The sequence below is a fragment of the Mucilaginibacter tolerans genome, from assembly GCF_030519375.1.
Classification (GTDB): Bacteria; Bacteroidota; Bacteroidia; order Sphingobacteriales; family Sphingobacteriaceae; genus Mucilaginibacter.
Genome location: NZ_JAUMKB010000008.1, coordinates 94657 through 116452, shown reverse-complemented (window position 1 = coordinate 116452; position 21796 = coordinate 94657). Strand labels below are relative to the sequence as shown.

The 21796-nt window shown below is 41.3% G+C and carries 24 protein-coding genes; 12 read left to right on the top strand and 12 right to left on the bottom strand.

Features of this window, described 5'->3' with window-relative positions:
• Positions 1-33 precede the first annotated feature (33 nt).
• Positions 34-216: a hypothetical protein gene (locus tag Q3A68_RS12935; RefSeq protein ID WP_302901517.1), complete on the top strand. Its 183-nt coding sequence runs from the start codon at positions 34-36 to the stop codon at positions 214-216.
• Between the two features lie 58 nt (positions 217-274).
• Here the strand turns inward: Q3A68_RS12935 and Q3A68_RS12930 are convergent, their stop codons facing one another.
• From Q3A68_RS12930 to Q3A68_RS12910, 5 genes are all read right to left on the bottom strand, one after another.
• On the bottom strand, positions 275-952 hold the full coding sequence (locus tag Q3A68_RS12930; protein ID WP_302901516.1) for a metal-dependent hydrolase: 678 nt from the start codon (positions 950-952) through the stop codon (positions 275-277).
• Positions 953-1006: 54 nt separating this feature from the next.
• A complete protein-coding gene (locus Q3A68_RS12925; protein WP_302901515.1) occupies positions 1007-1645 on the bottom strand; it encodes an NYN domain-containing protein in 639 nt (212 codons plus the stop codon).
• 223 nt (positions 1646-1868) lie between these two features.
• A complete protein-coding gene (locus Q3A68_RS12920) occupies positions 1869-2420 on the bottom strand; it encodes a hypothetical protein (RefSeq protein ID WP_302901514.1) in 552 nt (183 codons plus the stop codon).
• 2 nt (positions 2421-2422) lie between these two features.
• On the bottom strand, positions 2423-2929 hold the full coding sequence (locus Q3A68_RS12915; protein ID WP_302901513.1) for a helix-turn-helix domain-containing protein: 507 nt from the start codon (positions 2927-2929) through the stop codon (positions 2423-2425).
• Positions 2904-3320, bottom strand: a complete 417-nt coding sequence (locus tag Q3A68_RS12910) for a hypothetical protein (protein WP_302901512.1) — start codon at positions 3318-3320, stop codon at positions 2904-2906. Before Q3A68_RS12910 ends, Q3A68_RS12915 begins: the two co-directional genes overlap by 26 nt.
• A 162-nt stretch (positions 3321-3482) precedes the next feature.
• Between Q3A68_RS12910 and Q3A68_RS12905 the strand changes: the two genes are divergently transcribed.
• Positions 3483-4211, top strand: coding sequence for a hypothetical protein (locus Q3A68_RS12905; RefSeq protein ID WP_302901511.1), 729 nt, complete (start codon positions 3483-3485; stop codon positions 4209-4211).
• A 145-nt stretch (positions 4212-4356) separates the two neighbouring features.
• Here Q3A68_RS12905 and Q3A68_RS12900 read toward each other — a convergent pair whose 3' ends face one another.
• Together Q3A68_RS12900 and Q3A68_RS12895 are read right to left on the bottom strand one after the other, a co-directional pair.
• Positions 4357-4662, bottom strand: a complete 306-nt coding sequence (locus Q3A68_RS12900; RefSeq protein WP_302901510.1) for a YbaB/EbfC family nucleoid-associated protein — start codon at positions 4660-4662, stop codon at positions 4357-4359.
• A 139-nt stretch (positions 4663-4801) separates the two neighbouring features.
• Positions 4802-6022 carry a serine hydrolase domain-containing protein gene (locus Q3A68_RS12895; protein ID WP_302901509.1) on the bottom strand — a complete coding sequence of 407 codons (1221 nt, stop codon included), beginning with the start codon at positions 6020-6022 and terminating at the stop codon, positions 4802-4804.
• 116 nt (positions 6023-6138) lie between these two features.
• Here Q3A68_RS12895 and Q3A68_RS12890 point away from each other — a divergent pair, with 116 nt between their 5' ends.
• The 6 genes from Q3A68_RS12890 to Q3A68_RS12865 all read left to right on the top strand — a co-directional run bounded on the left by Q3A68_RS12890 (position 6139) and on the right by Q3A68_RS12865 (position 11220).
• Positions 6139-7176 carry a tetratricopeptide repeat protein gene (locus tag Q3A68_RS12890; protein WP_302901508.1) on the top strand — a complete coding sequence of 346 codons (1038 nt, stop codon included), beginning with the start codon at positions 6139-6141 and terminating at the stop codon, positions 7174-7176.
• Between the two features lie 108 nt (positions 7177-7284).
• Positions 7285-7791: an SMI1/KNR4 family protein gene (locus Q3A68_RS12885; protein WP_368045675.1), complete on the top strand. Its 507-nt coding sequence runs from the start codon at positions 7285-7287 to the stop codon at positions 7789-7791.
• Positions 7792-7885: 94 nt separating this feature from the next.
• Positions 7886-9283 carry a class II fumarate hydratase gene (fumC, locus tag Q3A68_RS12880; protein WP_302901507.1) on the top strand — a complete coding sequence of 466 codons (1398 nt, stop codon included), beginning with the start codon at positions 7886-7888 and terminating at the stop codon, positions 9281-9283.
• Between the two features lie 58 nt (positions 9284-9341).
• Positions 9342-9860, top strand: a complete 519-nt coding sequence (locus tag Q3A68_RS12875) for a fumarate hydratase (RefSeq protein ID WP_302901506.1) — start codon at positions 9342-9344, stop codon at positions 9858-9860.
• Between the two features lies 1 nt (position 9861).
• Positions 9862-10659, top strand: a complete 798-nt coding sequence (locus Q3A68_RS12870) for a S1/P1 nuclease (RefSeq protein WP_302901505.1) — start codon at positions 9862-9864, stop codon at positions 10657-10659.
• Positions 10660-10722: 63 nt separating this feature from the next.
• Positions 10723-11220, top strand: a complete 498-nt coding sequence (locus Q3A68_RS12865) for a low molecular weight protein-tyrosine-phosphatase (protein ID WP_368045674.1) — start codon at positions 10723-10725, stop codon at positions 11218-11220.
• A 64-nt stretch (positions 11221-11284) separates the two neighbouring features.
• Here Q3A68_RS12865 and Q3A68_RS12860 read toward each other — a convergent pair whose 3' ends face one another.
• The 3 genes from Q3A68_RS12860 to modA form a co-directional block, all read right to left on the bottom strand.
• Positions 11285-11908 (bottom strand): ATP-binding cassette domain-containing protein, encoded by a 624-nt coding sequence (locus Q3A68_RS12860; RefSeq protein ID WP_302901504.1) that lies wholly within the window; start codon positions 11906-11908, stop codon positions 11285-11287.
• A complete protein-coding gene (gene modB, locus Q3A68_RS12855; RefSeq protein WP_302901503.1) occupies positions 11905-12576 on the bottom strand; it encodes a molybdate ABC transporter permease subunit in 672 nt (223 codons plus the stop codon). The genes Q3A68_RS12860 and modB overlap by 4 nt, the downstream gene beginning before the upstream one ends.
• A 64-nt stretch (positions 12577-12640) precedes the next feature.
• Positions 12641-13390, bottom strand: coding sequence for a molybdate ABC transporter substrate-binding protein (modA, locus tag Q3A68_RS12850; protein ID WP_302901502.1), 750 nt, complete (start codon positions 13388-13390; stop codon positions 12641-12643).
• Between the two features lie 209 nt (positions 13391-13599).
• On the opposite strand from modA, the gene Q3A68_RS12845 reads away from it, so the two are divergent.
• The 3 genes from Q3A68_RS12845 to Q3A68_RS12835 all read left to right on the top strand — a co-directional run bounded on the left by Q3A68_RS12845 (position 13600) and on the right by Q3A68_RS12835 (position 17866).
• Positions 13600-14829: a glycoside hydrolase family 5 protein gene (locus Q3A68_RS12845; protein WP_302901501.1), complete on the top strand. Its 1230-nt coding sequence runs from the start codon at positions 13600-13602 to the stop codon at positions 14827-14829.
• A gap of 48 nt (positions 14830-14877) precedes the next feature.
• Positions 14878-15735: a glycoside hydrolase family 16 protein gene (locus tag Q3A68_RS12840; protein ID WP_302901500.1), complete on the top strand. Its 858-nt coding sequence runs from the start codon at positions 14878-14880 to the stop codon at positions 15733-15735.
• Between the two features lie 166 nt (positions 15736-15901).
• Positions 15902-17866, top strand: a complete 1965-nt coding sequence (locus Q3A68_RS12835) for a retaining alpha-galactosidase (protein ID WP_302901499.1) — start codon at positions 15902-15904, stop codon at positions 17864-17866.
• Positions 17867-17922: 56 nt separating this feature from the next.
• Here the strand turns inward: Q3A68_RS12835 and Q3A68_RS12830 are convergent, their stop codons facing one another.
• The gene (locus Q3A68_RS12830; protein ID WP_302901498.1) at positions 17923-18204 is read right to left on the bottom strand and encodes a hypothetical protein; all 282 of its coding nucleotides are present in this window, start codon (positions 18202-18204) and stop codon (positions 17923-17925) included.
• Between the two features lie 640 nt (positions 18205-18844).
• On the opposite strand from Q3A68_RS12830, the gene Q3A68_RS12825 reads away from it, so the two are divergent.
• The gene (locus tag Q3A68_RS12825) at positions 18845-19321 is read left to right on the top strand and encodes an Lrp/AsnC ligand binding domain-containing protein (RefSeq protein WP_302901497.1); all 477 of its coding nucleotides are present in this window, start codon (positions 18845-18847) and stop codon (positions 19319-19321) included.
• Between the two features lie 77 nt (positions 19322-19398).
• Here the strand turns inward: Q3A68_RS12825 and Q3A68_RS12820 are convergent, their stop codons facing one another.
• Entirely contained in the window at positions 19399-21657 is a 2259-nt protein-coding gene (locus Q3A68_RS12820) for a Tex family protein (RefSeq protein ID WP_302901496.1), read from the bottom strand.
• Between the last annotated feature and the right edge of the window lie 139 nt (positions 21658-21796).

Genomic DNA, 21796 nt, shown 5'->3' with positions numbered 1-21796 from the left:
AGTAATTATTCAAACCAAAAAATCGTTAAAACTATGAAAAAGGCGCTTGCTATGATTGCTTTAGCAGCAATTGGTTTTGTTAGTACCGCTTCTGCATTTACACCGACAAAAATGGTTCAGGACACCACAAAGAAGGACACCGTTAAAATGAAGATGAAGAAGAAGGGTGACAAAATGAAGATGAAAAAGAAAATGAAGGATACGACCAAAATGTAACCTTCGAACGAAAAATGCCTCACGAGATTTGTGGGGCATTTTTCGTTAAAATATTCAACTATAATTCTATGCTATCGCCGATAGGTATCAGTTTCAGATTTACTCCGGCCTTAGCAAACTTTTCAGATGTTTCCTGCTTATTTATTTTTATTGGCGGGAATGTATCATAATGAACACCTATCACATTTTTACAGTTTATAAAGCTGGCGGCTTTGATAGCATCGTCTGGCCCCATTGTAAAGTTATCGCCGATGGGTAAAATGGCCCAATCGATGTTTTCGTCGGCAAGTAATTTCATATCGTAGGTAAGTGCCGTGTCACCAGCGAAATAGATCTTCTTTCCACCTGTATAAATAACAAATCCTGCAGGATTACCGCCGTATGAACCATCCGGCATTGAGCTGGAATGAACAGCATTTACCATTTTTACACGGCCAAAATCGAAATTAAAACTTCCGCCAATATTCATCCCATGTACATTGGTTACACCTTTGTTTCCAATCCATACCAGGATATCATAAATGCAGATCACTTTGGCGCGACTATTTTTTTGAATTGTAAAAAAATCAGCAAAATGATCCCCATGTCCGTGTGAAAGCAGGATATAATCAGGCTTCAGGCTATTGACATCAATATGTTTAGCCAATTCGTTATGCGTAATAAATGGATCAAAAAGTAGTTTTTTACCGCCCGTTTCTATCTCGAATGCAGCGTGTCCATAATAGGTGAATTTCATAATGGTAGTTTGTTGTAAAGTTAAAATGTGAAGAGTTGGAAAGTTGTTTTGCTACTATGCTTTTCCTTTTACTTTTTTATTGTCTGTTGGCTGTCTGAAGATTGTTTTGAACTCTGCCTTGAATTCTTTGTCAGTTTCAAGGCTGTTAATGTTGATTGAATGATTTGCTGCACTGATTAATCGTTCGTTTGCAAAGCTTTTATTGGCTGCGTCTTCATATTCAAAATATGCGACTAAAACTCTAACCCCGTTTTTCATTAATGCTCTTACAAGTGGAACAAAGTCTCCGTCACCAGTTACAAGGACAGCCATGTCTATTTTATCATCCAAACCAACTTGCAATGTTTCTACTGCCATATAAACATCAATTCCTTTTTCTCCCTGTGTTTCTGACATTGGAACATTCTTAGGTTCAATTCCTGCATGTAACAAATCGATTTGCCTTTTTCGGTCTAATCTCAAATTGTTTTCCTGAGCTGTACTTTCCTTGTGAACACCTTGAAACCATGCAGAATAAACTACTTTGTAAGAAACATGCCCTTGTTCTTTTGTTCGAATAAAACTTTCTAAAAGTTTATGAAATTCTTGAAATGATAACCAGCCGTATTTCTTTCCCCAAAAATAGTTTTGAGCTTTAATGAAAAAGGTCCCATCATAAAAGACGCCGATACGTAAGAAATTTTTTGTACTCATATTTTTCTAAAATTGAACGTCAGGTATTAACTAAGTGGTAGTATTACTGATTTATCAATCTAATTTAGTACAAATGCTTATTAAAATTACAAAAGTCGAAGTATGATTTGTTGGAGTGGGATTTGCCAGCATATCGTAGAGACAGACCCCTGCCCCTCTCGAGAGGGCAACAACGTACCAATTTACACTGACTGTTTTGGGTTGCCGGGATGGAGGATAAGTGCTATAACTTGTGCTTCTTTCGGATTTTTTCAACAGACTTCTTTGTGATATTTTCAACGATACTGTTGTATGGGTCTTTTTCTATAGCTTCTCCCTTTTCATTAACTATAGTTGTTTGAAGATTTGGATTATTTGCCATTAAATTCCGAAACGTTTCTACTGGATTAATTATTGGGACGATATATTTAGAAAATTTAGTTGCGCCAATGTTTTTAGCCATAAACGCACGTAAGTGATTAAATGAAATGCCGAACATTGTTTCTAGTGCATTGCTGGGCCACATGATAATTCCATCTTCACCGACGAACGCCTTGAGATTATCAATTCCAAAAAACGTGACAGCAGTACCAGTAGCAAAATTTTTACCGTTTGCTGAAAATTGAGCTGTAACGTTATATTGCACCCAACTTTCGTCAAGATTATGGTAAAATGCTAAGGCGTAGCCAATTTTCACATCTTCTCCATTATTAATACTGACCGCTTCTTCGACCATAAATACACTGTCAAGCACCCGTAAAACGTTAAATGAAAATGGGGGAAACTGTTTTTCCATCGCTATGCTGCTTGATTTGAATTTTCTAATGAATAATCTGGTTTGTAAACATGAAAGTCTTCTACCTTCACATCCGGCTTTACAGATGTCGTTGCATGTCCGCCCCCAGAAGTAGTTGTCCATGTTTGGACTACCCTATCATTGGTAATTGGTGGTATAAACGAACTATAATTTGTAAGGGCAGCAGTTTTTTTCTCAGCATCATTAGATTGTCCATAAAATTCTTGTAGTAGCTTATCTTCGATAAGGACTTGTTCAATAGATTTATATTCTATTTGTGGAACTATTCCGATTGCTAGGCTAACATCGAAAAGCTTTTTTAATGTGCAATTAAGATCACCATTTAGTATTTGAGATACTCTACTTTTTGATATGCCGAGTTTTTCAGAAAGCTTTGTTTGATTTATTTTATTCGTATCCATATACGCATAAAATTGCCTAAAAATTTCATTTTGGGCATGATCAAACCAATAGGTTGGTCTACTAAGTAGTTTTTCTCGTGATGTCATTTTCTTTAGCTGATAAATACCTTTTCTTTATACCTCTAAAAGTATTCAAATCTTGATCTTGTTCTTTATTCTTCCCGGCGTAGAGTATAATATACCCATTTTTATCTAAAATACAGTATGCCCTTAAATCATCGGTTCTGACCTCAAATTCATCTGTTCCTGGAGGGTCTAACTTCTTGAATTTCTTTCCCGGAATCTTGGATTTGTCATTGCCATATTGAGAAACTTCATTCATAATTGACCTCAATTTATCTATCTGAATCTCCCACGTACTTTCTTTTTCAATACGTTGGGCAAATAAATTCCAATAACAGACGGTGTCTTCTATGATTTTGTAAAACTTGGTTTTCCCAATTACGTCATTAAACGGTTCTAATACAAATTTACTCATTTTGTTTAGTTATACCTAAACTTTAGGAAATAAAATTTAGATTTTACAAGCATATTATAAAGTTTAATAACACTGCCGGCGTCGAATTTACGACAAGAAAAATAAAGGAACAACCCGTGTTTTCACGGTAAATTCCGTCTTAAATATTAGGTATATTTGGGGATGGAAGAGCCGGAAATAACCAGTCTTGAGCTATTGCAATTTTTAAAGAAAAACGGCGGGTTACATAAAAAAATTAGCATTTCTAACCTAATAGATCAATGGTATCCTACACCGCTTCTTTTTTACGAAACACAGTTCAAGCTAACACCTCTATATAGATTAATAGGCACGTTGGAGTTAGAGGGTTTTATAAAAAACGTAGATAAACCGAATCCGAATGGTAACACATATACATGGAATGTTCAAAAGAATTTCCAAATGGCATTAACTATTGCCGGAGATGAATATTTAAAAGATAATCTACATAAAGAGGCGGAATTTGAAGTTAACAAACTAACAATCGATAGCCATGATTTAACTGAAATGGTACATAAATCTGTTATTGACACTAACAGAAAAATGATAGAAATTTCAAAAGAACAAGCTATCTCAAATGACATTATTGCAACTAATTCAAGAAGACAGGCTGATTTTTCTAAATTTCAAACATGGATAGCCGCATTTACCGGCTTGTTCATTTTATGCACCTTAGCAGCTACGGTATACGGTATGTGGAGAGACAATCGAATAGAGTCATTAGGGTTAAAACTACGACAAAGAGACTCAACGATACGTAAAGAGAAAACAAACATAGACCTGCTAAAGTCTGACACAGCGCGTTTGGGACTTCAGGTGCGCACTTTGAAAAAAAGTGAAGATTTTTTTCACTCATTTACCGGATTGTCATAGGTAAATACCACACTTAAAAACTTTTTTATCTTATTATACCATTAAAAAATTATCTTTTTTTATTCTAACCTCTTGATTTACAGATATTTATATTGATTTGGTGTAAATTGCGATGTTAGTGCCCTCGAGAGGGGAACCTTCTTTGTTATTTGCCAAACATGCCGCCAAGACCTCCCAGCATTTCTTTGGATAATGCCGCCATCTCACTTTGGCTCACATTCTCGGCCTGGGTCAGTGCTTTATTTACAGCAACTTGCAATAATTCTTCCAGCTCCTCTTTATCAGCTGACTTCAGAAACTCTTCGTCAATAGTAATGGATTGGATCACCTTGTTGCCATTGCAGGTAACTCTGATCTTGCCGCCCTCGGCATCACCCCAAACGGTAATACCATCCAGGCGTTTCTTTACCTCACCTGCCTTTTGCTGTGCTTCAAATAATTTATCGAACATGGTTTTTTAGTTAAGTGGTTGATTGAGTTAGATTAGGTTGATTAAGTTGTAAACATACGATCGATTACAAAGTTGGGAAGAATTTCAATTATCACAATGAAAAACTAATCAACCACTTAACTTAATCAACTAAAGAAAACTAATCCTCCGCTGTATCCCCGGCACCATTATAGGCGCCTTTGCGGATAACCGGCATATCTTCCATCTTGAAAAGCTCGTCCAAATGTAGCAAGCTTCCGTTAACCAGGTTGCCAAGCAATACAATTGTTACGTCGTTTTTCAGGTCGCGCACATAGATGTGGCGGAATCCGTGCCACCAGCCGGTGTGGTAAACTACTTTCTGGCCCGGAGCTTCAAATATCCTCCAGCCATAGCCATAGTTAAAGTGACCGCGTACCATAGGATTGCGCGGTGTATATGCAGAATCTTGAGTAGCAGGTTTGATCAGCATGCCGGCCCTTAACGCCTGGTCGAACAAGAACAAATCGCCAACAGTACTGTAAATGCCTTTGTCCCCTACAGGACCATCCAAAAAGTTAGGAGCAACGGAATATCTCCAGCTATTACGGTCGTGGCCAACCACATCTACAGGTATTTTATCGAAGGCCGCTTTTGAGTAAACAGCAGTATGGGTCATGCCAGCCGGCTTAAATATGTTTTCCTTCATGTAGTCTGCATAGCTCATCCCGGTTACTTTCTCGATGATGGAGCCCAGCACCATGAAGTTGGAATTGTTATATAAAAAGTGCGAATCTGGCTTGCTAAAAGGCCTTGGTTTATACTGGGCGATCATATTCATCGCCTCGGTATTAGTAATACCTTTGCGTTGATTTAAATGCTGTTTACGATAGATATCGTCTATGAAATAAACATAGTTCATCATCCCTGAGCGGTGGGTCAATAACAATTTAATCGTCACACCATCGTATGGAAAATTCGGGAAGAATTCTTTTACATCCTGGTTCAATTTAATCTTGCCACGCTCCAATAATTGCATAATGGCTGTGGATGTCATGGTTTTGGTAACCGATGCCAGCTGGAACTGGGAGTTGATCTTCAGGCTGTCTCTTCTTAGATGATCGGCCCAGCCCAAAGCATTTTCGTAGATTATCTTGCCATGTTTGGCTACCAGTATATTGCCGTTGAAACCGCTTTTTGAATGTAATTTGTGAAAGAATTCATCAATGCGTTTATCGGCATTTTTGGGGTTGTATTCTAAAAGTTTAGCAGGGTTAAATGGTTTGCTGTTATATGTCGGTTTAGCAATACTTGCCGGGTTTGCATTGTTATTGTTTCCGCATGCCATTATCATAACCAGGGGGGCGGAAGTTATCAGGAATCTTCTTAACACTAATCTCATAAATATATACTAAACACTTTAACGCCTGCGAAATTTGTAAATTATCGTCCGGTAAGAAATTAAAGTTTTAAACATTTTTATTGTTTTAGTTAATAACCTTTACATATTTTTAAATTATGAACCGATTATATAAAAACCTGGTCACTTTAGCACTCACCATAATCTCTTTAAACGCATCAGCGCAGGATAAAGGTTCAGTATCCGATTTGATTAAAGAAGGCGTGCAATTGAATGACCAGGGCAAGTACACCGAAGCCATTGCCAAATACGACGAAGCCCTGAAGCTTGAGCCTGAAAATGCACAGGCGAATTACGAGATGGCTTTTACCCTTGTACAATCAGGTAAGGGGAATGATGGTATCCCATATATAGATAAGGCCATAGAAAAAAGCAATAGTCCGCAATTAAAAGCTGCTTGCTATGATATGCTGGGGAGCATTTATGATAACGCTCATCAACCACAAAAGGCTATCGAAGCTTATAAAAGCGGTATACAAATCAACCCACAATATCAGCGTTTATATTACAACCTCGGCCTTACTTATTTCCGAAACAAACAATTTGCCGAAGCCGAAGCGAATGCAATCGAAGCCATCAAGCTCGACCCAAAACATGCCAGCAGCTTACGTATGTATGCGCTGGTAACTTTTCATCAGAACAAACGCGCCAACGCTTTGATGGGGTTTTGCAGTTTTTTATTGCTAAATCCGCAAAGTCCGCAGGCTGCTGAGGCATTCGGCAATATTCAGCACATTTTGCAGGGTGGCGTATTGAAAGATGTCAATGGAAAAAATACGATTCTCCTTTCGCCTAAAGGTGATAAGGAAAATGAATCCATGAACCTGGCTATATCGATGTCGGTACTGACAGGTCAAAATAAAAAGCTAACGGGAATGGAATTACTGGAATACGAACTAAAAAGCATATTTACTATAGCAGGTGAGCTATCCGAAAAGAAAACCGACAAGGGTTTTTACGATAAGTTTTTTGTCGATTATTTCTACAACCTGGCCAAAAGCGATAATATGGCAGCCTTCGCCCGTTTAGTGAGCCTGAGCGCCAACAAAGAAGCCAATAGCAAATGGATGAACGAGCATGAGGAACAGGTAAAAGCGTTGGACGGCTGGCTGGCTAATAGGCCGAGAGAATTTTGAGTTGAGTTATCAATATGCCAGCTCATTAAAACCTAAGTCGACGACGAAAGGAAAGAAAATAGCTAAATTCATATTTATCTGATTGATAAGAAAACAGCCAAATTATATATGATTAAATTGATTTATGAATGCGATAAGTTAATAGCTGAGTTCTCAAAGTTTTCTCGGGATATGCTTTATTTAGGCCCGGCCATTAATGATAACAGGATGGAATTGTTTGAAAAGGAAATAGGTTTTGAACTTCCTTTTGATTTTAAATACATTATGACAAAACATAATGGACTTTCTTTAGATGGAACAGAGGTGTATGGTATTGATAAGAAATTGCGGGGATCATCACTTGATGAAATTTATAATTCCGAACATGTCGATGCAGACAATAAAATGCAAGTAGGTTTTCTGCCTTTTTCACCGGATGGATATGGCAATCACTATTGTTTAGATCTGCTGGCATCAAAAGAAGGAATTTGTCCGATTGTTTTTTGGCAACATGACTGTAACTATGAAAACAATGATGAGGTGGAAAGATGCAATGATAGTTTTATCAACTGGGTAAAAGAGGTAATGATTGAGTGGACACTTGAAGATTATAACTACGATGGTTCAGAAAAATAAACTATAAAATGTAGTAAAAAGATTACCCAACCCTATCAACTCACTTCACATAAAACCCTAACTTTGCCGCGCAATATAATTCATTATAAATACCATGAGTTTCAGAACTGAATACGATACCATGGGCGAGGTACAGGTACCTGCCGATAAATACTGGGGAGCACAAACCGAACGTTCACGCAATAATTTTAAAATTGGTCCCGAGGCATCTATGCCGAAGGAGATCATAGCCGCCTTTGCCTACCTGAAAAAGGCCGCAGCCTATACCAATACCGACCTGGGCGTATTGCCTGCTGAAAAACGCGATCTGATTGCCCAGGTTTGCGACGAAATTCTGGCCGGTAAACTGGCTGGAGAATTTCCGCTGGTGATCTGGCAAACAGGTTCAGGAACGCAGTCGAACATGAACGTGAACGAGGTGGTGGCTAACCGCTCGCACGTATTACAAGGCAATAAATTAGGCGAAGGCAAAACGTTTATCCATCCGAATGATGATGTAAACAAATCACAGTCATCAAACGATACTTACCCTACTGCCATGCACATCGCAGCCTACAAAATGCTGATCGATGTTACGATACCTGGCGTTGAAAAACTGCGCGATACCTTGAAAGCAAAATCAGAAGCTTTTAAAAGCGTGGTAAAGATCGGTCGTACGCACCTAATGGATGCTACACCGCTTACTTTGGGCCAGGAATTTTCTGGTTATGTATCGCAGCTGGATCATGGCCTGAAAGCCCTGAGAAATACATTGGACCACCTGTCAGAACTGGCTTTGGGTGGTACCGCTGTTGGTACAGGCATTAACACCCCAAAAGGATATGATGTTAAGGTGGCTGAATACATTGCAAAATTCACCAACCTGCCATTCCGTACAGCTGAAAATAAATTTGAAGCACTGGCTGCTCACGATGCTATAGTAGAAAGTCACGGCGCATTGAAACAAATCGCTGTTTCGTTAATGAAGATCGCTAATGATATTCGCCTGCTGGCCTCCGGCCCGCGCTCAGGTATCGGCGAAATCCATATTCCGGACAATGAGCCTGGATCATCTATTATGCCGGGCAAAGTTAACCCAACCCAAAACGAAGCGGTTACCATGGTGGCCGCACAGGTAATGGGCAACGACGTTGCCATCTCAATAGGCGGCGCCAGTGGCCATTATGAGTTGAACGTATTTAAACCGGTAATGGCGGCTAACTTCCTGCAATCGGCGCGTTTAATTGGCGATGCCTGCGTATCATTCAACGATCATTGTGCCAAAGGAATAGAGCCGAATTATGATGGCATCAAAAAGCACCTTGAAAATTCACTGATGCTGGTTACTGCACTGAACCCACATATCGGTTATGAAAATGCTGCTAAAATTGCCAAGACAGCATTAAAACAAAACACATCGCTTCGCGAAGCCGCTATCGGACTAGGTTTACTCACCAACGAGCAATTCGACCAGTGGGTACGCCCTGAAGATATGATCGGAAGTTTGAAATAAGAGCCTCACTCCAACCCCTCTCCAAATGGAGAGGGGCTTAAATTTTCGTTTATAAAATATGCGTTCTCCTTTTCGCTTTCAGCTTCTATCTTTCGCTTTTTGCCTTTTGGCTTTCGCCTTACTAAACGGTTGCTGGTTCAATCCAAACGTGCAGGGTAAAGGCGAAGGTTACCTGCAAGGCGAATGGCAGCAGGATTCCGTTCCGAACCAAAAGCGATTGCTGGAGTACTCGCTGCATCATCTGAAGTTTAGCTGTGATTCTTTTTTCATTCAAATAAACTCCTTTAGCAAAGTGAATAACAGTGCCGACACCTGTTTGCATTCAGATCATTGGTCAGAATATATTAAGGGCACTTACCGGCAACGGAACGATACTTTATTCATAAAAGGGCAGTTTTGCAACCCCGATTATTCGCTTAAAGAAGACGCAGGGTGCCTGCGCATTGGTATGTATGAAGAAGCATTTAAAGTAAAAAAGCAAACTGATTCGGTAATTGAATTTGCCAGTACATCCAACGTTATACCTATCAGCGCACGTTTAGTTAAACGTACTACCTGTAATCCAAAACCTTTGTAAAATGAAACTGAGCTTCCTAAAAAAACTGATCATCGGTGCTGCAATCCTTTATGCGCCGCTGCAATCCATGGCATGGGGAACCGAAGGGCACCGTATAGCCGGACAAATTGCCGACAGTTATTTAACTGCTAAAGCCCATGCAGCCATAAAAAACATCCTGGGTAATGAAAGCATCGCCATTAGCAGTAACTGGGCCGATTTTATTAAATCAGATCCCAACTATAATTATCTTTCTGTTTGGCACTACGTCGACCTGGATAAAGAATACACTTTACCTGAGTTGCAGGATTTTTTAAACAAAGACACCCAAACAGATGCCTATACCAAACTTAATTTCCTGATCGCTGAGTTGAAGAAGAAAGATCTGAGCAAAGAGAATAAGCTGCTTTATCTGCGCATGCTGATCCATATTGTAGAGGATGTGCATCAGCCTTTGCATGTGGGCCATACCGAAGACAAAGGTGGCAACGATATCAAAGTAACCTGGTTCAACAACCCAACCAATTTGCACTCAGTATGGGATTCACAACTGATCGATTTTCAGCAACTGAGTTATACTGAATACACAGCAATGATCAACCATACAACTGCAACTGAACGTGCAGAGTGGCAAAAAGCGCCGATAAGTCAATGGATATTTGAGTCGGGCCAGATCGCCAATAAATTATACAGCGAAACAAAAACGGGCGATGTACTTAATGGATATAAATACAATTTTGAACACATCGCCACCGTTAACCAGCAATTGCTGAAAGCAGGGGTTCGTTTGGCGGGGGTATTGAATGGAATTTTTGGTTAATGTTGGTCGAAGAAGTTGGAGTGGTTGTAAAAGTTGTTAGGGTTGAATTAGTCTTATAAACGGATGTCCTTAACTGACCTAACCACTACAACCAATAAAAACTTTACAACCACTACAGCTAATATGAAAATACTAATGGTTTGCCTGGGCAATATTTGCCGCTCACCACTGGCCGAAGGGATCATGCAGTATCTGTCTGATGCGCAGGAACTCGGCTGGCAGATCGATTCTGCCGGCACAGGCAGCTGGCACGTGGGCGAAGGGCCTGACAGGCGTTCGGTTCGTACTGCTCGTAATCATGGCATTGATATCAGCAAGCAGGTTTGCCGACAATTCAGAAGACATGATTTTAACGATTTCGATCATATCCTGGTGATGGATATGTACAACCTATCTGATGTATTATATATGGCGCCTGATGAAGAATCGGCTGCTAAAGTGAAACTACTCTTAGGCAACAGGGAAGTCCCCGATCCATATTATGACGACAGCCAGTTTGAACCTGTTTTTGAACTGATTGAATTGGGCTGTAAGGATTTTATTAAAGAACATTTGTTGTAGAGAGGTAATGCATTGCGTCTTCTTGCATGCCGGGAGACGTGACGCATCATGTCTCTACGTTTTTTTATATGGGGTTAATCTCCATCTCTGTTGCCGTTAAGCCCACCAATTCCTGCGGATTATGACTTACAATAAGTACTGTAGTTCCCAGTTCATCCCATATCGATTTCAGCCCCGGTATCAATTCCGACTTCATTTTAGGGTCAAGTGCCGAAAATGGCTCATCCATTAGCATCAGTTTTGGCTTTATCGCCATAGCTCGCAAAATAGCCAAACGTTGCTGTTGTCCACCTGAGAGATATTCAGGTTTATGCGAGGTAAATGTTTCCAGTTTGCCAATGAAAAGTAAGCGATTGATCCATTGCGTATCATCCGATACATATTCCAGGTGTTGTCGTACCGTCATGTTTGGGAACAACGCATAATTCTGAAATACCAAGCCCACTTTTCTTTTTTGGGGAGAAAGAGAAATTTTTGATAAGGTGTCGAGCCAAACCATATCATCAACCGATATTTTACCATGCTCAGGCTCAACAAGTCCGGCAATGATCCTTAAAAAAGTAGACTTTCCCGCACCCGACGGCCCATATATCTTGGTAATACTACTCTTGTCAAACTGGGCCGAAATTTTCAGTATCTGTTCGCCGCGATAGGCCTTTAGCTTTTTCTCTATGTCTATGCTGATCATTCTAAAGGGCTTTTGGCTTTATATTTATTGAAAACGAATACTGATATGACCATGGCAAACGTGATGCAGAACAAGATCAGTGAATAAATATTGGCGGCATGATAATCCATTATTTCCACGGAATCATACACAGCAATGGATGCGACCCTGGTCACACCGGGTATATTGCCCCCGATCATGAGTACTACTCCGAACTCGCCAAGTGTATGGGCAAAAGTAAGGATGGCTGCTGTTAGTACCGATGCGCGGATATTTGGCAGTAAAATTTTTATAAAAGTTTCCCTTTCCGATTTACCCAGCGTATACGAAGCCTGTGAAAGCGATAGTGGCAACTGCTGCAAAGCAGATTTTATCGGCCCGATCATAAATGGCATACTGTAAATTATGGAGGCCAATACCAATCCCTTAAAAGAAAAAACCAGTTGAATATCGAATGTCTTGTGCAGCCATTCACCGATACCTTGTTTCGGGCTGAATGCCATCAGCAGATAAAACCCCAGCACCGATGGAGGCAATACCAGCGGCATAGTAATAATGGCCTCAATGATAATCTTTGCGATCGATCTTCCCTTTGACAACCAGTAAGCCAAGGGCAAACCAATGATGAGCAATATCACCATGGTGATTGCTGCTAATTTTAGCGTGAGCCATATCGGGGTCAGATCCATTTATTAAAAATAATAGCGATGATCATAAAACCATCGCTATCTGTAAATATTTTATAATTATTTATTACCCGCCATACCCATAGTCCTTCAATATCTTTTTAGCGGCAGGGCTTAGCATATATTCATAAAATTTGAGCGCATTAGCGCTTTCCTTACCTTGTTTCAGGATGATCATACCCTGCTTTATAGGTTTATAGCTTTTCGGATTGATCTCCTTCCAATAAATAGTTGTTTTACCTTCCACATCTTTCACCAATGCCCGTGTTGTAAAGCCGACATCTACAGTTCCGGTTGTGATATAAGTATTCACCTGAGATATACTTTCGCCGGTCACCAATTTTGATTTTATATCATCCAATACCCCTTTTAATTTCAGCGACTCTTCAGCGGCTTTGCCGTAGGGCGCGATTGCTGGGTTTGCAATCGCAATTTTCTTAACGCGGCCACTTAATAATAGTCGTTCCCAATTCTCAAAACCGATATTTTGCGTACTGCAAATGATCAGGCTTCCATAGGCGTAAACATCAGGCTCCTTTGTACTAAAGCCTTCTTTAGCTAAACTTTCCGGGAAACCCATATCTGCCGAAAGAAACAAATCAAACGGCGCACCGTTTTTTATCTGGGTTGATAAATTGCCTGATGAGCCCACAATAGCTTGTATATCAATCCCCGTCTTCTGCTTAAAGTCTTTCCCTAAAACTTTGATTACTCCCTGCAAGTTTGCCGCAACCGCCACTTTCAATTCCTGCGCAAATGATGTTATGGTACTTAAAAGAAAAAATAGAGCAAAAATAATGGGGACTTTTATTTTCATAGGGTTTATTAAACGATATTATTATTTCATTTCTTGTTAAAAATACGAGCCTGTATTAACATTTCGGCAAAAAAGAAATATTTTTTACTATGTATTTTGTACACTAAGTAAAATTAATACTATATTGCATCTGCAAACAACTAATCAACCAATTGCAATCCTCAAGATATGCCTGCGTAAAAACAGGCATATTGATTTTAAAAACAATCATGAACAAGACTGTCGCGCGCCTCATCGTATTGGTGATGCTTTGTTTCTCACCATATTTACATGCCCAAACAGGTTTTATCGCTGTAAAAGGTAAGGCAATCGTTACCCCTGATGGCAAAAACTTCCTGATGCATGGTACCAACCTGGGCAACTGGCTCATCCCCGAAGGTTATATGTTCAAGTTCAAAAATGTGAACTCTCCCCGGTTGATCAATGACGCCATAACAGAGTTGATCGGTCCCGATGAAACCCGGGCTTTCTGGGAAAAATATCTGCATACTTATATTGAAGAGGGTGATATTCACTACCTCAAAACTTTGGGGGTCAACTCAATCCGCATACCATTCAGCTACAGATTGTTTACCAAAGAGGATTATCTCGGGCAAAACAATCCCGACAGAGGTTTTGAATTGCTTGATCGCGTAATTGAATGGTGCAAGCATGAAGGTATTTATGTGATACTGGATATGCACAGCGCACCGGGTGGCCAAACAGGCGATAATATTGATGATGGTTATGGCTATCCGTTCCTTTTCAAGAGCGAAACCAGCCAGCAATTGGTGGCAGATATCTGGAAACGCATTGCAGATCATTATAAGAACGAAACTATTGTAATGGGTTACGATTTACTGAATGAACCCATTGCCACCTACTTTAATGCAACCGAACTAAATCCATACCTGGAGCCGGTTTATAAGAAAATTACTGTAGCGATCAGAACTGTGGACAAAAATCACCTGGTGATATTGGGCGGCGCACAATGGGATAGCAATTTCAAAGCATTTGGCGCTCCGTTTGATTCAAAAGCAGTATATACTTTCCATAAATACTGGACCGATGCAACTAAACAGGTAATACAGGATTACATTGATTTCCGCGATAAATATAACGTTCCCATCTATTGCGGCGAAACAGGTGAAAATAAAGACGAATGGGTGGGCACTTTCAAAAATGTGCTGGAAGAAAATAATATAGGCTGGCATTACTGGCCTTATAAAAAGATGGATAATGTTGCAGGCTTCGTCACTTTTGATGTCCCTGCCGGATACGAAAAAATCATTGAATACACTGAAAAGCCACGGTCAAGTTTTGAAGAAATCCGCAAAGCCACACCTGCCGACCGTGAGCTGATCAAAAAGGCATTGTATGATTTTATCAATAACAGCCGCTTTGAAAATTGCAGGCCGAATAAGGGTTATATCGAAGCCTTGGGTTTAGGCAAAAAATAGAACAGAAAACCAATTTGTTTATACATCGTATATTAAACTGTTGAATGTATGCTATTGCCCTGCAAAAGGAAATCAGCCTTTAAATTAAGTGGTATCAAATTGATAGCTATTGTTCTGCCTTTTACTTTTTTGTCTTGCAGTAAGAAAAATGGCCTGACGACTACAATCCCGCCCCCTATACCGGTTGACACGACAAAAACAGTAAAACCTGTTTACGCGCTAGTATGGTCGGATGAATTTGATGGAACCACCGTGGACACCTCTAAATGGGCATTTGAAACAGGTGGCGGTGGCTGGGGCAACAATGAAAAAGAGTATTATCAGGCGGCAAATGCCACGGTTGCTAACGGTAACCTGATGATAACTGCAAAAAAAGAGAGCGTTGGTGGCGAACCATATACTTCGGCACGCATGACCACCCAGGGTAAAGAAGCTCCAACTTACGGTCGCATAGAGGCCCGTATCAAAACACCATTGGGTATGGGTTTTTGGCCCGCTTTTTGGATGCTTGGTTCCAATATACAAACCGTGTCCTGGCCTTCATGCGGTGAGATGGATATTATGGAACACGTCAATAATACCAATACTTTTTACGGTACTATGCACTGGAACGTAAATGGGCATGTATCGTATGGAAGCACCATCAACATTTCTTCTCCCGGCGACTATCACCTTTATGCGATTGAATGGGATCAAAATTCAATCAGGTGGTATATAGACGATACGCTATATCAAACAGGAAACATTAAGAGCAACATTAACAGTACCGGCGCCTTTCATCTTCCATTCTTTATCCTGCTGAACTTTGCTTTAGGTGGAAATTTCCCTAATGCAGCAGTTGACGAAAGCCTTTTACCCGCAACTATGTATGTGGACTATGTAAGGGTGTATAAGCAGACGAACTAGTCATAAAGTCCGGAAGACAGTAAGACTGAAAGCAAGTGAATCTCCAAACTTTCGAACTTATGCCGGCTTTCCGACTTACGGACTATAAAAAAACAAAATTGTCATTTAGACGGTTTTTATTTAGTTTCGGCTTAGTTTAAACCGTTTCTTATTATAGACCACTCCGATGAAATCTGTTGCCCTGTTTTTCCTCTGCTTCTTGCTGTCGTTTACAGCAACTTTGGCACAAAACGAAAAAGTATATCATGTAAAATCGCCTGATGGCAAGATCGACTTGACTGTGTCGGTTGATAAAACTATCAAGTGGTCGGTAAATCATGAGCAGACCGAAGTAATAACGCCGTCGGAAATTTCCATGTCGCTGGAAAAAGGCGGTGACTTTGGTAAAAACGCAATTGTAAAATCAGCTAAAAACACATCGGTTAACCAGGAGATACACACGCCGATCTACAAAAAAGACATCGTGCGTGATCATTTTAACCAATTGGTTTTGACTTTTAAAGGGGATTATGGGCTAGCATTCAGAGCTTACAATGATGGGGTTGCTTACCGCTTCGTTTCTACCCGGAAAGGTGATATTATCATTAAAAACGAGGAGGCAAATTTCAATTTTAAAAATGATGATAAAGCATTCTTACCTTTTGTAAATGATTATCGTAATCATGATAAGTTCACTACATCTTTTGAGTCGCATTATGATCATATCAATCTATCTGAAATGAAGAAAGATACACCGGCTTTCCTTCCGGTGCTGGTTGACCTGGGAGATGGTAAAAAAGCCGCCATACTGGAAGCGGATTTGCAAAACTATCCGGGCATGTACGTTACCGGGCATGGCAAGAATGATTTGCAGGGCGTTTTTGCTCCATATCCTACAAAAGAATCTGTAAAAAGAATCAATTACGTGGTGGACGACCGCGCTGATTATATTGCTAAATCAACTGGTGTGCGTAGCTTTCCATGGAGAGTGGTGATAATCAGTACCGAAGACAAGCAGCTGGCTAATAACGATATGGTACAGCGTTTGGCAGAGCCCTCAAGAGTTGTAGATGAATCATGGATAAAACCGGGTAAAGTAGCCTGGGATTGGTGGAACGACTGGAATGTCACCCATGTTGATTTCAAAGCGGGTATCAATGTGCCGACTTATAAGTATTATATCGACTTCGCCGCAGCAAACAAACTGGAATATATCATCATTGATGAAGGTTGGTCGGATGACTACGATCTGAATAAAACCACGCTGGACATCCAGCAAATAGTAGATTATGGCAAAGAGAAAAAAGTTGGCGTGATATTATGGTCGACCTGGTACGCGATTACCCGTGACGCAGATGGCCTATTTGCCAAATTTGCCAAAATGGGTGTAAAAGGGTTTAAGATCGACTTTATCGACCGTGACGATCAGAAGGTGGTTATTTCACTCTACGATCTGGCCCAAAAAGCGGCCACGAACCATTTGATGGTTGACTACCATGGCATGTATAAGCCAAGCGGCATTCAGCGTACTTTCCCGAATGTGATCAATGCCGAAGGCGTAAAGGGTTTGGAAAACATGAAATGGGGGACAGATAACGAGCCCGGCTACGACGTAAGCATTCCGTTCATTCGTATGCTTGCCGGACCAATGGATTACACCCCCGGAGCTATGCGCAACGCATCAAAATCGGCTTTCCGCCCAGTCAACAGCAACCCGATGAGCCAGGGCACACGCAGCCACCAACTGGCAATGTATACCATTTTCGAAGCGCCGCTACAAATGCTTTCGGATAACCCGACAGCCTACATGAAGGAAAAAGAAAGTACTGACTTTATTGCCGCGGTACCTACAACCTTTGATGAGACTGTGGCTGTTGATGGCAGGGTTGGCGAATACGTTACCATCGCCCGTCGTAAAGGCTCCACCTGGTACGCTGGCTCTATGACCAACTGGAACGACCGCAAGATTAACATCGATCTTTCATTCCTCGGCGAAGGCAAATACAAAGCAGTAATATTTGAGGACGGCGTTAATGCCGATCGCGATGCAACAGATTATATCCACAAAGAAGTAACGGTAACTGCTAAAGATCATATTGAGATTTCTATGGCCTCCGGTGGCGGATGGGCAGCGAGGTTCGAAAAGCAGTGAAAGTTAACCGGTTATCAGGCATCAGTAACCGGGTTGAAATCAAATAATATCGAATATCAGAATTTCAGGTTGGCTTTAATCCATTCCTGCACAGCTTCCTGGGTATCGATCTCGGCAGGCATTTTATCGTGGATCAGTTTTTCCATTTTATTGCCCGTGTTTGAAAAACGGTAATCCCAAATTATCATTAGTTTATTAATAAGATAGATTACCTCATTTCCTTCGTCCCTGGTAAAGTGAGTATCATCTGGCTTACCATTTATACGCGGATCATTCGGGACGTAGGGGGTCCATTTGTAATCGCCGTAAAATAAATTTCGTTTTGAAAAAAGGATCATGCGCGGCTAATTTCTATAAAGATAGCATAAATAATCAGTTGGCAGTTGTCAGTGCGCAATTTGCATTAACTGTAAGGTGCCAACGGCTCAATGCAAACTCGTCTAAAAACAGTAAAGCCCCTGATGGGCAGGGGTCTTTACTAACCAATTATAAACCTAAATTATGAGAAGGGCTGTAGGAGAAGGAGTCGAACCTTCACGAAGTGGTTATTCTCATTGCTGAGAGTTTCCCATTACTCTTCGCCACCGCGACAAGGAGGTGTGTCTGCCAAAAATTTCACCATCCTACAGTATATTTAAGTCTGAGTCTGTAGTCATAAACTGAAAGAAGGAGTAATGACTCTCAACTTACGGCTTCAGACCTTTGACTTAAGCTGTTGGGGAAGGGGTCGAACCTTCAAGGAGTGGTTAGCCAGCAAGCTGGTTTCCCATGATCTCCGCCACCGGGACAAGGAGGTGTGTCTGCCAAAAATTTCACCACCCAACATTATTGTAAACATTTAAAGAACGGTAGATAATATCTAAATGCTTATTACAAATTTAATGGGACAATCAATTTCTTGCAAATATTTCAATAAAATATTTTTATTTTTAATTTTATTTTAATTAAACTTGTATTTAAATAGAGAATTTAAAATTTATGTCCCACAGAAAAGCTCAAAATTTAGAAATTGATAATCTCGACATTCAAATTTTGTCGATTTTGATGAAAAATGCGACAACTCCCTATACCGAAATAGCCAAAGAGTTGATCGTTTCCGGCGGAACCATCCACGTTCGCATGAAAAAATTAGAGGAAATGGGGGTTATCAAAGGCGCCAGTCTGGAGGTTGATCCGCAGAAACTGGGCTACGATATTACTGCCTTCCTGGGTATTTATCTCGAGAAGGGATCTCAATACCACGAGGCCGTAAAACAGTTGAAAAGCATCAAGGAAATTGTAGAGCTGCATTACACTACAGGCGGCTACAGCATCTTTGCCAAGATCGTTTGCCATGATACTAATCACCTGCGTGAGGTACTGAACGAGCACATCCAAAGTGTAAAGGGCATCCAGCGCACCGAGACTTTTATCTCGCTGGAAGAAAGCATCAGAAGACAGATTACTTTGGAGTAATTCTACAAAGCTTTTATTGGGACGAAATAAAAAGGGTGTCGCACTGAGGCACCCACTACTTTTTATTACGTTTTGATTTATTTAAACTTCCCTTTCAACGCAGCCAGCTTAATGGCCATATCGGTCTCAGGTTGATTTTGAGCTTTTTTCTCTGGTGCCGGTTTATGCTGATATTTCGGTTGTTCTCGCGGCTTCTGCTGCTCACGGGGTTCATGAGCCTTCATAGATAAAGATATCCGCTTGCGGTTCACATCAACTTCTGTCACGGTCACTTCCACTTTCTGATGCACCTTTAATACTTCGTTCGGATCCTTTATATAGCGATGCGTGATTTGGCTCAGGTGAACCAAACCGTCCTGGTGAACACCGACATCGACAAAAGCGCCAAAGTTGGTGATGTTGGTTACAATACCTGGTAATTTCATTCCAACCTTCAAGTCTGTAATCGCATTTACGCCTTCAGTAAAGCTAAAGGCTTCAAATTGTTCACGTGGGTCGCGGCCAGGTTTGGCTAACTCATCCATAATGTCGTTCAGCGTAGGCAAGCCGACGGTTTCCGTTACATATTTTTGCAGCGGGATACTTTTACGCAATTGCTGATTGCTCATCAAATCTTTTACCGAACATTTCAGATCTTTCGCCATCTGCTCTACCACATTATATCTTTCAGGGTGAACTGCACTGGTATCCAATGGATTTTCCGCATCACGGATACGGAGAAAACCTGCTGCCTGCTCATAAGCTTTATCGCCCAAACGGGCTACTTTTTTTAGCTGATCGCGGCGTTTAAAAGCACCATTCTCATTCCTATAATCCACAATATTCTGCGCCAATTGCGGACCAAGGCCCGATACATACGCTAATATTTGTTTGGATGCTGTATTCAACTCCACGCCAACAGCATTCACGCAGCTGATTACCGTATCATCCAATGAGCTTTGGAGTTTATTCTGATCCACATCGTGCTGATACTGGCCCACGCCGATTGATTTCGGGTCGATCTTCACCAGCTCAGCCAAGGGATCCATTAAACGGCGGCCGATAGATACGGCACCTCTCACTGTCACGTCCTTATCCGGGAATTCCTCGCGTGCAGCTTCGGATGCAGAATAGATGGATGCACCGCTTTCATTGACCATCACTATATTTACTGACGGCAAGTTCAAGTTGCGGATGAATAATTCTGTCTCGCGTCCTGCGGTTCCATTACCGATTGCGACAGATTCAATAGCATATTTGCTCACCAAATGACGAGTAGTTTTCTCAGCTTCTACTACACCACCCGCTCCTGTATGAGGGAAAATGGCAGTATATTCCAATAGTTTACCTTGCTCATCCAGGCATACCACTTTACACCCCGTACGGAAACCCGGGTCGATGGCCATAGTGCGTTTCTGACCAAGCGGGGCTGCCATTAACAACTGGCGCGCATTTTCGGCAAACACACGTATCGCTTCTTCGTCTGCTTGTTTTTTGGTGAACAGCCGTATCTCTGTCTCCATCGATGGCTTCAGCAAACGCCTATAGCCGTCGGTTATCGCCAGTTTTATTTGTTGAGATGATTCATTATTGCCGTTTATGAAAATAGTGTCCAATAGCTGGATAGCCTCATCTTCGTCGGGCTGAATATCGAGCCAAAGTATTTCTTCCTTCTCACCACGGCGCATAGCCAATACGCGGTGCGACGGTGCTGATTTTACAGGCTCTGTCCAGTCGAAATAGTCTTTGTATTTGATGCCCGCTTCCTCTTTGCCCGCAATAACTTTTGATTGAAAAGTGCCTTTCTCTAAAAATAGCGCGCGCATTTTGGTACGTACGTCCGCATTTTCGCTGATATGTTCGGCGATAATATCTCTTGCTCCCGCCAATGCTTCTTCAGCGGAGTTTACCCCTTTTTCCTCATCAATATATTTAGCTGCTTCCGGCTCGAGATCAATCCTCTTTTGCTCCAGGATCAGATCGGCCAAAGGCTGCAAACCTTTTTCGCGTGCCGCGGTGGCTCTTGTTTTCCGTTTTGGACGGTACGGTAGATAAATATCTTCCAACAGCACCATTGTCTCTGCTTCGTTGATCTGCTTCTCCAGTTCCGGGGTCAGCTTGCCCATTTCGGCGAGCGATTTCAGGATGGCTTCGCGGCGTTTGTCCAGATCGCGGAGTTGCTGTATGCGGTCGCGGATGGCAGCAACCTGCACTTCGTCCAGGCTGCCGGTCAGCTCTTTGCGGTAACGCGAAATAAAGGGAACGGTCGCGCCTTCATCCAGCAAGCCCACAGTGGTGCTGACCTGTTTTTCGGCAACAGACAATTCAGCAGCAATTTTTTTATAGTGAGTGATCATATCTCAAAAATAAGGATTGCGAAGTTGCCACTCTTTAGGCAGAAAGAGAAATGGTGTTTAAAAGTATTTTGAAGTGTTACATGGAACAGGTGTAACACCTGTAACGATGTGGAACACCCAACAAAGGCGGCGTTTAAAA

Coding starts and splice junctions, on each gene's coding strand:
- Q3A68_RS12935 (WP_302901517.1), top strand. CDS start 34: ATGAAAAAGGCGCTTGCTATGATTGCTTTAGCAGCAATTGGTTTTGTT.
- Q3A68_RS12930 (WP_302901516.1), bottom strand. CDS start 952: ATGAAATTCACCTATTATGGACACGCTGCATTCGAGATAGAAACGGGC.
- Q3A68_RS12925 (WP_302901515.1), bottom strand. CDS start 1,645: ATGAGTACAAAAAATTTCTTACGTATCGGCGTCTTTTATGATGGGACC.
- Q3A68_RS12920 (WP_302901514.1), bottom strand. CDS start 2,420: ATGGAAAAACAGTTTCCCCCATTTTCATTTAACGTTTTACGGGTGCTT.
- Q3A68_RS12915 (WP_302901513.1), bottom strand. CDS start 2,929: ATGACATCACGAGAAAAACTACTTAGTAGACCAACCTATTGGTTTGAT.
- Q3A68_RS12910 (WP_302901512.1), bottom strand. CDS start 3,320: ATGAGTAAATTTGTATTAGAACCGTTTAATGACGTAATTGGGAAAACC.
- Q3A68_RS12905 (WP_302901511.1), top strand. CDS start 3,483: ATGGAAGAGCCGGAAATAACCAGTCTTGAGCTATTGCAATTTTTAAAG.
- Q3A68_RS12900 (WP_302901510.1), bottom strand. CDS start 4,662: ATGTTCGATAAATTATTTGAAGCACAGCAAAAGGCAGGTGAGGTAAAG.
- Q3A68_RS12895 (WP_302901509.1), bottom strand. CDS start 6,022: ATGAGATTAGTGTTAAGAAGATTCCTGATAACTTCCGCCCCCCTGGTT.
- Q3A68_RS12890 (WP_302901508.1), top strand. CDS start 6,139: ATGAACCGATTATATAAAAACCTGGTCACTTTAGCACTCACCATAATC.
- Q3A68_RS12885 (WP_368045675.1), top strand. CDS start 7,285: ATGATTAAATTGATTTATGAATGCGATAAGTTAATAGCTGAGTTCTCA.
- fumC (WP_302901507.1), top strand. CDS start 7,886: ATGAGTTTCAGAACTGAATACGATACCATGGGCGAGGTACAGGTACCT.
- Q3A68_RS12875 (WP_302901506.1), top strand. CDS start 9,342: ATGCGTTCTCCTTTTCGCTTTCAGCTTCTATCTTTCGCTTTTTGCCTT.
- Q3A68_RS12870 (WP_302901505.1), top strand. CDS start 9,862: ATGAAACTGAGCTTCCTAAAAAAACTGATCATCGGTGCTGCAATCCTT.
- Q3A68_RS12865 (WP_368045674.1), top strand. CDS start 10,723: ATGTCCTTAACTGACCTAACCACTACAACCAATAAAAACTTTACAACC.
- Q3A68_RS12860 (WP_302901504.1), bottom strand. CDS start 11,908: ATGATCAGCATAGACATAGAGAAAAAGCTAAAGGCCTATCGCGGCGAA.
- modB (WP_302901503.1), bottom strand. CDS start 12,576: ATGGATCTGACCCCGATATGGCTCACGCTAAAATTAGCAGCAATCACC.
- modA (WP_302901502.1), bottom strand. CDS start 13,390: ATGAAAATAAAAGTCCCCATTATTTTTGCTCTATTTTTTCTTTTAAGT.
- Q3A68_RS12845 (WP_302901501.1), top strand. CDS start 13,600: ATGAACAAGACTGTCGCGCGCCTCATCGTATTGGTGATGCTTTGTTTC.
- Q3A68_RS12840 (WP_302901500.1), top strand. CDS start 14,878: ATGCTATTGCCCTGCAAAAGGAAATCAGCCTTTAAATTAAGTGGTATC.
- Q3A68_RS12835 (WP_302901499.1), top strand. CDS start 15,902: ATGAAATCTGTTGCCCTGTTTTTCCTCTGCTTCTTGCTGTCGTTTACA.
- Q3A68_RS12830 (WP_302901498.1), bottom strand. CDS start 18,204: ATGATCCTTTTTTCAAAACGAAATTTATTTTACGGCGATTACAAATGG.
- Q3A68_RS12825 (WP_302901497.1), top strand. CDS start 18,845: ATGTCCCACAGAAAAGCTCAAAATTTAGAAATTGATAATCTCGACATT.
- Q3A68_RS12820 (WP_302901496.1), bottom strand. CDS start 21,657: ATGATCACTCACTATAAAAAAATTGCTGCTGAATTGTCTGTTGCCGAA.